Genomic DNA, 5,806 nt, shown 5'->3' with positions numbered 1-5,806 from the left:
AATTTAAAAAGGTGATATTTCGCCCGGCGCCCTGTGAACCCAAAACCGCCGAGGTCAGACTGTTAGTTCGAGCCGCACGAGCGAACAGGGAGCGCACCATGAGCATCCACAGGGCGATAATCGCACTGACCATGCTGTCGGCTGCGGCTTATGCGCTGCCGGCGCAGGCCCAGCATTGTCATCGCGAGGGGACCGACGTGAGCTGCGATGACGGGCATCGCGGCGTCTGGTCGGGCGATGCCATTATCTGGGCCGACGGCACGAGGTCGCGCTCATCGCCGCATCCGAGCGTCATCATCGGCAACAAGGCATCGGTGCGTGTCGGACCCGGCGTGTTCGTCGGTCAGGGCAAGGGCATGGTGCCGCTCGAGGACCCGAGCAAGACGCGCTGCGTTACTCTCGACGAGGTACCGTACTGCAACTGAGAGGCTCTCGCCGGCTGCAGCTGGCTCAGGCGGTCACCGAGCGAAGCGGCCAAGCGAGCGGGGTTGCCAGCGGCTGCGCCGCATCGCGTTCCGCGCGCGCCCTTTCCAGACCTTCGACGAAGCTCGAGAACCATTGCTGGATCGAGCCGCACTTCAGCTTCGCCATCATCGCTTCCCAACGCATTCGCCGCTCGAGCAGCGGCATCGAGGCCGCCATCGCGATGGTGCGCGCCATGCCGTCGATGTCGTGCGGATTGACCAGAAGCGCGGTATCGAGCTCGTTGGCGGCGCCGGCAAACTTCGAGAGCACGAGGACGCCGGGATCATCGGGGTTTTGCGCGGCGACATATTCCTTCGCCACCAGGTTCATTCCGTCATGCAGCGGCGTGACCACGCCAACCTGGGCGGTGCGGTAGAAACCGGCGAGCACGCTCTGGCTGAAACCCTTGTTGAGATAGCGGATCGGCGTCCAGTCGACCTCGCCATGCTGACCATTGACCTCGCTTACGAGCTTGGCGAGCTCGGTTTGCAGATTGCCGTAAGCCTCGATCGCGCCGCGTGAGGGCGTTGCGATCTGCAGCAAGGACACGGTCCGCGCCAGGCTCGGATGCGTCGCCCACATCCGGTCGAACGCCTTGATGCGGTTGACGAGACCCTTGGAATAGTCGAGCCGGTCAACGCCGATGGCGAGCTTCTCGCCGTTCAAGCTGCGGCGAAGCCGCGAGACGTCAGGGTGCGACACCGACTTGATTGCCTGACGTGCGAATTTTTCGACGTCGATCCCGATCGGAAAAACCGCAATGCGGGTCGTGCCGTGTTGCGACATCACCACGCCGTCTTCGACCATGAGGCCAAGCGTCGACGAGAGATAATTCGCGAAATTTTCGCAGTCGCTCTCGGTCTGGAAACCGATCAGATCGTAAGCCAGCATCGCCTCGACCAGTTCGCGATGATGGGGAACACCTTCGATCACGTCGCGCGGCGCCCACGGCGTATGGAGAAAAAATCCGATCGGCTGGCACACGCCGAGGTCGCGCAGCTCCGCGCCGAGCGCCAGGAAATGATAGTCCTGAACCCAGAAGATGGTGTCCGCCTTGCGGAACCGCAGCAGCGCCCTCGCCATGAAGGCGTTAACTTCGCGGTAGGAACGATAGTCGCCTTGCGACACGCGAATCAGATCGGCGCGCGAATGCAACGCCGGCCACAGGGCCGAATTGGCGAAGCCCTCGTAATATCCGCCGTAATGCGCCGCCGGCAGATCAAGCATCGCCAGCGCGCCGGCACCCAGCGCTTCGATTTCAGCGAAAGGCTCTTTCTGTACGCCATCGCGCACGCGACCGCTGGAACCGACCCAAATCGCCCCTGATTCTTCCACGATGGGAAGCAGTGCAGCCGCCAGACCCCCGGTAATGGGTTCATTGGCATTACCGCGCGTGATGCGATTTGAAACGACGACGAGGCTCACCGGGTTCCCCTCCTGATGCTTCGCTCGCGTGTTAACAGCTGTTCATCAATATGGTTCCTGGTCACTTTTCCTATGAATTGAAACCGAATTCAGGCGATGCGGCGTCGGGAATGGGCATCGCGGCGTCAAAATTCGTCCACTAACGATGACGCCACCCGAACGGATTGTTCACGTCACGTTTACGTCGCGCTCGAAGCTTTGCCATGATTGACGAGGCGCGTGAGCCAGGCGCGAACATCGTGCGGGGCTTCGAAGTGGCCCGCGACCCCGTGCGCCTGACGGCCAACGGAGAAAGCCAGCCCGCCGAGATCGGGCATTGCCGCGAAGACCGACTCATCGGTGACGTCATCGCCGATGAAAACCGGCCTGCGTCCCGCGAACGGCTCGTGATTGAGCAATTCGCGCACGCCGGTCGCCTTGTCAAAACCTGCTTGTTTGATTTCGCAGACGCATTTTCCCGGCAATACTTCGATCGGGGCATTCGGCAAATCGGCCCGGATCAGCGACACCGCCTCGTAAATCGCTTTCTCCGCGTGCGGCGCCAATCGGTAGTGCAACGCGAGCGAGTAACCTTTGTCTTCGAGGAGGATGCCGGGGCTTAATCGGGCAATCGCGGCCAGACGTCGTTTCAATTCCCCGTCCATCGGCGGTGCGTGGGTCGCAACCGCTTCACTCTCCGTCGAAAGCCGCATCTCGGCGCCGTGACCGCCAACCGCCGGAAATCGATCCGGTGCGAAAATTAGGTCGATGTCATTGAGCGAACGTCCGCTGACGAGCGCCAGCGCGCCCCTGGTCTGTTCGTGCAGGGCATGCAGCGTCGCCGCCAGTCCCGGCGGCACCCACACCTCGCGCGGCGTCCGTGCAAGCTCGAGCAGCGTGCCGTCGATATCGAGCAGGATCGCGCAGGCGTTGAGACATTGCGCTAGCCTTTCGGCGATCAGATCCAGCGAAGCACCGGCTGCGGGCCATGCGTCTTCGCGCATCGGAACTACACGATTGGCAACGCTGTCAGTCATCCCATCACTCCACCGAGGCCAGCGGCTGCGCGACCGATTCCAGCGGACGCCGCTCCGCCGCAACCGCATAGCGCCAGCCGACCGCTGCGGCCACCAGCATCAGCGCCGCCCCGAAGAGGTAGCCGGTAAACACGCTGCCGCGCGAACCGGTATCGATCAGCGCCCCAAACAGGATGGGGCCGGCGACGCCGCCAACCCCGGTGCCGATCGCATAAAACAGCGCAATCGCCAACGCACGCACCTCCAGCGGAAAATTCTCGCTCACCGTAAGATAGGCTGCGCTTGCGGCAGGAGAAGCGCAGAAGAAGATCACCATCCATGCGATCGTCTGCGTCCTGGCGCTCAACGCACCGATCTCGAACAGATAGCCCGAGACCGCGAGCAGGATACCGGAAATTCCGTAGGTCAACGCGATCATTGGACGGCGCCCAAGCGTATCGAACAGACGGCCGAGCACCAATGGCCCCAGAAAATTGCCCGCCGCGAATGGAAGGATATACCAGCCGACCCCGTCGGCGGGTATCCCGTAAAAATCGCTGAGCACCAGCGCGAAAGTGAAGAAGATCGCGTTATAGAAAAATGCCTGCGCGATCATCAGCACCAGCCCGACCAGCGAACGGTCGCGATAAACGCCGAACAGGGTGTGCACGACCTCCGATAGCGGCGTGTGAGTACGCATTCGCAGCCGCAGTTTCGGCCAACCGTGCGGCAGCGGAGCTTCACCGATCGCCGGCGGCCGATCCTGGGTGCGTCCAATGACGGAGCGCTCGATATCACGCATGATGGCGTTGGCCTGATCGGGGCGACCATGAATGATCAGCCAGCGTGGACTTTCCGGAATCCAGATCCGCATCACGAATACGACAAGGCCGAGACAGGCACCGGTAAGATAGGCAAGCCGCCAGCCGAAATCGACGGCGAACCAGTTCGGATCAAGCAGCACGATGGCGCAGGTCGCGCCGAGCGCGGCGCCGAGCCAGAAGCTGCCGTTGATGATCAGGTCGGTCCAGCCACGGTAACGCGACGGAATGAGTTCCTGAATCGTGGAGTTGATCGCGGTGTATTCGCCGCCAATGCCGGCGCCGGTCAGGAAACGAAACACGGCGTAGCTTGCAACACCCCATGACAGCGCGGTGGCGGCGGTCGCAGCGAGGTAGAGCGCCAAGGTGATGAAGAAGAGTTTCTTGCGGCCGATGCGGTCGGTCAGCCAGCCGAAGACAAAGGCGCCGAGCACCGCGCCAGCAAGATAACAACTGTTGGCGAAGCCGACTTCGAAATTCGAAAATTGCAGCACCGGGCTTTGCTTCAGTGCGCCGGACAAGGCGCCCGCCAGTGTCACTTCCAGGCCGTCGAGAACCCAGGTGATGCCAAGCGCCAGCACCACGCGGGTATGAAACCCGCTCCAGCGCAGCGCATCCAGCCGGAAAGGAATGCTGGTTTCGACGATGTTATCGCCAGCGGCGCGATCATTCGCCTGGCCACTATCGATGACCTCCGCAGGTTCGCACGCGGCATCGAGATCGTCTTGCCGTCGCTGCAATGCCATGGAGCGTTACCAATCAGGAATTTTCGGGGCGGTGATTAGGACCCTTGGGCGGTGCGCGCAAAAGCGCCATCGGCTCCGCCGTCAACGTCCGGCAGGGTATTCGGGTTCCATTCCGGTATGGAGGAACCCCATGGCATTCCTACCCGTTGGCCAGCAGCGTGAAGGATAGCGACATGGCCCAACGTAAAACGGCGACGCGCCGGACCGCCAAATCCGCCAAGAAATCCACGGCAAGAAGAAAGACCGCGACCAAGCGGCGGTCATCGAAACGGTGGTCGCAGCGCGTGACGCGGAACAGCGATGCACTCGATCTCAAGCTCGGCGTCTTCAGCCAGCGAGATCCGAAGCGGATCGCGGCTTCGCTCAAGCGCTCGGCCGAGCGTAGCACGCGCCGCAAGGCCGGCGCCTATCGTTCGGCGATTTCGATGCTGACATTCTATATCAACCGGGCCGGCCGAACGCTGCCCAAGGCCCAGCGCGAGCGGCTGAACCGGGCTAAGGTCGAACTGAAACGGCAATTCGGCCGAGAGTAGCAACGGCGGAGGATGCTCCACCGCCCGCGAAGACTTTGCGCGGCTCAGGCCGCGCGAATGTTGGCCATGAAGCGATCGAGTTCTTCGCGTAGCCGCGTGCTTTCGGAAGACAGCGAACGTGCCGCCTCCAGAACGTTGGCCGAGGCAGAGCCGGTTTCGGCAGCGCCCTTGTTGACTTCCATGATGTTCACGGCAGCTTCGCTGGTGCCTTCCGCGACGTTTTGAACGCTGCGGGCGATTTCCTGCGTGGCCGAGCTTTGCTCCTTGACCGCGCTCGCAATCGTCGAGGCGATGCTGGAGATCTGACCGATGGTACCGCCGATCTCCTTGATCGCGGCGACCGACTCCTGGGTCGCACCCTGCATGCCGGCAATGTGGGTCGAGATTTCGTCGGTTGCCTTGGCGGTCTGGCTCGCCAGTGACTTGACCTCCGAAGCCACGACGGCAAATCCACGTCCGGCATCGCCGGCGCGGGCTGCCTCGATCGTGGCATTGAGCGCCAGAAGATTGGTCTGCTCGGCAATCGCCGTGATCAGCTTGACCACGTCGCCGATTTCCTGTGCGGCCCGCGACAGCTTGCCGATACGTCCGTCGGTCTGTTCGGCCTGAACCACGGCTGCCTCGGCAATCCGGTTGGACTCCTGTGCCTGTCTGCCGATTTCGTCCACCGATGCTGAAAGCTCTTCCGTGGCGGACGCAATCGACTGCATGCTGCTGGAGGCATGCTCTGATGCGCCCGCGGCCTGGCCCGAAAGATCCTGCGTGGTCTCCGCGGTCCGCGTGAGCGTTCCGGCGGAGGCCTCGAGCTGATGGGCCGAGGC

The 5,806-nt window shown here is 62.5% G+C and carries 6 protein-coding genes; 2 read left to right on the top strand and 4 right to left on the bottom strand.

Going from position 1 to position 5,806, the window contains the following annotated elements; translation table 11 throughout:
* Positions 1-98 precede the first annotated feature (98 nt).
* On the top strand, positions 99-425 hold the full coding sequence (locus VFL62_RS08165; protein ID WP_325171864.1) for a hypothetical protein: 327 nt from the start codon (positions 99-101) through the stop codon (positions 423-425).
* A 25-nt stretch (positions 426-450) separates the two neighbouring features.
* Here the strand turns inward: VFL62_RS08165 and VFL62_RS08160 are convergent, their stop codons facing one another.
* The 3 genes from VFL62_RS08160 to VFL62_RS08150 all read right to left on the bottom strand — a co-directional run bounded on the left by VFL62_RS08160 (position 451) and on the right by VFL62_RS08150 (position 4,452).
* Entirely contained in the window at positions 451-1,890 is a 1,440-nt protein-coding gene (locus VFL62_RS08160; protein WP_325171863.1) for a trehalose-6-phosphate synthase, read from the bottom strand.
* A 179-nt stretch (positions 1,891-2,069) separates the two neighbouring features.
* Positions 2,070-2,906 carry a trehalose-phosphatase gene (otsB, locus tag VFL62_RS08155; RefSeq protein WP_325171862.1) on the bottom strand — a complete coding sequence of 279 codons (837 nt, stop codon included), beginning with the start codon at positions 2,904-2,906 and terminating at the stop codon, positions 2,070-2,072.
* Between the two features lie 4 nt (positions 2,907-2,910).
* Positions 2,911-4,452: an MFS transporter gene (locus VFL62_RS08150; protein ID WP_325171861.1), complete on the bottom strand. Its 1,542-nt coding sequence runs from the start codon at positions 4,450-4,452 to the stop codon at positions 2,911-2,913.
* 173 nt (positions 4,453-4,625) lie between these two features.
* Between VFL62_RS08150 and VFL62_RS08145 the strand changes: the two genes are divergently transcribed.
* On the top strand, positions 4,626-4,985 hold the full coding sequence (locus VFL62_RS08145; protein ID WP_325171860.1) for a DUF3175 domain-containing protein: 360 nt from the start codon (positions 4,626-4,628) through the stop codon (positions 4,983-4,985).
* 44 nt (positions 4,986-5,029) lie between these two features.
* Here VFL62_RS08145 and VFL62_RS08140 read toward each other — a convergent pair.
* Positions 5,030-5,806: methyl-accepting chemotaxis protein (locus VFL62_RS08140; protein ID WP_325171859.1), on the bottom strand; the 777-nt coding region annotated here is incomplete at its 5' end.

The sequence above is a fragment of the Bradyrhizobium sp. genome (assembly GCF_035701725.1).
In the GTDB taxonomy this organism is placed as follows: domain Bacteria; phylum Pseudomonadota; class Alphaproteobacteria; order Rhizobiales; family Xanthobacteraceae; genus Bradyrhizobium.
The sequence above is the reverse complement of the archived record's forward strand: the minus strand, read 5'-3'. Positions and strand labels throughout refer to the sequence as shown.